The following is a 2,049-nucleotide window of genomic DNA, read 5'->3' as shown; positions in this document are numbered from 1 at the left end:
CCGGCGGGGTGTCCCGGGGGTGGGGGGGCCGGGGGGGGGCGGCGCCGCCACCCACCGCGGCCGTCCCCCGGCGTGACCAGACGGGCAGCGGCTCACTGGCAGATCCGCGCGCATCCGCCGACCCTCTCGGGCTCGGGGCACCGGCCGGTGGTGTGGAGCCTTCGAGGGCGCCGCGAAGCCGGGGTCACCAACCTGGCCAGGACGACTCGGGCTGGCGCAATCCGCTTGCCGACACGGGCAGCTTCGTGCGCCCACTGCCGCCGTCGGGCCCGCCCGCACCGGCCGCAGGGCGAGCGGACCCGCTGTCCGGGCCGCTGCCTGGGCTGCCGCCGCGGTCCGCGGGAGCTGTCTCCGGGCCGGGTACACCTCCGGCCGGTCCGGGCGGCTCGGGATGGCGCGCACCGGCTCGGGCTGACGGTGCGAGTGCGCCACTGGCACCGGAGCATGGTGGTCCACCGCCGCGGCGGGTCGAGGAGACGATGACCTCGGTCCGGCCGCTGTACCGGCCGGGTGGTGCCGTACCGGGCGGAGCCGCTCCGCCGGCGGCGCCGAGCGGCTCCGGGCCGAGCGCACCTGCGCGACGTCCCGCCCCGACCGGTGCCCCGGTTCGCTCTGCCCCGGCCGCCGCCCCGGCGCGCACCGGGGCACCAGCCCCTGATCCGGGACGCGCGGGTGCGCCACCCGCCCCGGGCCGGGCCGACCGTCGGCCGGAGACACCGGCTGAGATGACCTCCCTGGTCACCCGTCGTGCTGGTGGCAGCGGGCGAGGGCGGTCCGGGGCGGCGGATGCGCCTGATCCGGACGACAGCGGCTGGCAGCCGTCCCGGTCGGTACGCAAACCCAGCGGGCGCAGCGTTCCGGCGGACCGCCGCCGGACCCCGAACCCGACGACGGACACGAACAGTCTGCAGCCGGTCGCGTCCGGCAACGGCGAGCGCCCCGGCTCCTCGGTCACAGACCGAGCAGACCGAGCAGACCGAGCCAAAGCTCGGGGTACGGACCGGACGGGGACAGCGGAGCGGGCCGGGACACGCGGCCGTGCCGACACCGGCGAGCGTCGGCGGCGTGGCACCGGGCCGGGCCGGGCCCTGACCGCGACCGGTGGCCACCGAGCCGCCCGGTCCGGCGGTGACAGCACCGGCGGACATACCGGGCCACGCCGACGATCCGGGCGGGACACCACCTCGTCCAGCCTGCTCGAGCCGACCGACCGGCCGGAACCCACCCCGGCCGACCTCGACGACGAGCTGGCGGCGGAGGACCGGCTGGCCTGGCTGCGCCAGGGCTGGATCGGCCCGTTGGCCGTCGCGCTGGTCGTCGCGCTGCTGGGCGTCGGCGGTTATGTCGTGCTCCGCGGTGACCGCGCCGGCGGGGCATCGGGGGCGCCGGTCGCGTCGAGTAGCGCCGCCCCGGTCGTCCCCACCAACCCCGACGCGCTGACCGGCAAGGCCATGATCGACGGTCAGTGGCAGTGTCGACTGGTGACGGCCACCTCCCCGCTGAAGCTGTCCACCGAGGTGGTCGGGATCCTCACCGTCGAGCGGACGGCGGGCGCCTACCGGTGGGCCGATCAGTCCGGCCAGCCGGGCCAGCCCGGCCAGTACACGATTACGGTGGTGTCGGGCAACGACGGTGCCAACGTGATCGGCGATGTCAGGTTCACCAGCGGGCCGCTCAAGGATCTGACGGCCAACCACATCGCCAAGCCCGGCGGCGGAATTCGGGGCAAGGCGCAGGGCACTCTGGATCTCAAGGCGAGCGGCTCGGCGCCGCACCGATTCTGCGGCGTGAACTGAGCACATTCAGTCCTATGCCGACGGTAGGCAATCTCGGCGGTATGTCGGTTACACCCGATTAGGTGGATCGGGTCAACGCCGTCGCACCGGACCCGGTTGTCGGGTTTAAACCGGGGTGCGGCAGGATCGGTCCATGCCCAGCTCAGACCGTGGTACGGATGGCGATTGCGGCTCGGCCGCCGGGGAGCGGACGGCCGCGCCCGACGGAACGGCCGCCCGGCCGGCGCGGGCGCCCGACGCCCCGACCCTCGAC

1 protein-coding gene is annotated in these 2,049 nt (G+C 75.7%); it reads left to right on the top strand.

From position 1 onward, the window contains the following. Nucleotides 1–725 precede the first annotated feature (725 nt). The gene (locus ND747_RS16145; protein WP_251734437.1) at nt 726–1,796 is read left to right on the top strand and encodes a hypothetical protein; all 1,071 of its coding nucleotides are present in this window, start codon (nt 726–728) and stop codon (nt 1,794–1,796) included. Nucleotides 1,797–2,049: the final 253 nt, after the last annotated feature.

It is taken from the genome of Frankia sp. R82, from assembly GCF_023716925.1.
GTDB lineage: Bacteria > Actinomycetota > Actinomycetes > Frankiales > Frankiaceae > Frankia.
The sequence above is the reverse complement of the archived record's forward strand: the minus strand, read 5'-3'. Positions and strand labels throughout refer to the sequence as shown.

Bases quoted from the DNA above. Each gene is read 5' to 3' on its own strand.
- ND747_RS16145 (WP_251734437.1), top strand. From the start codon at position 726: ATGACCTCCCTGGTCACCCGTCGTGCTGGTGGCAGCGGGCGAGGGCGG.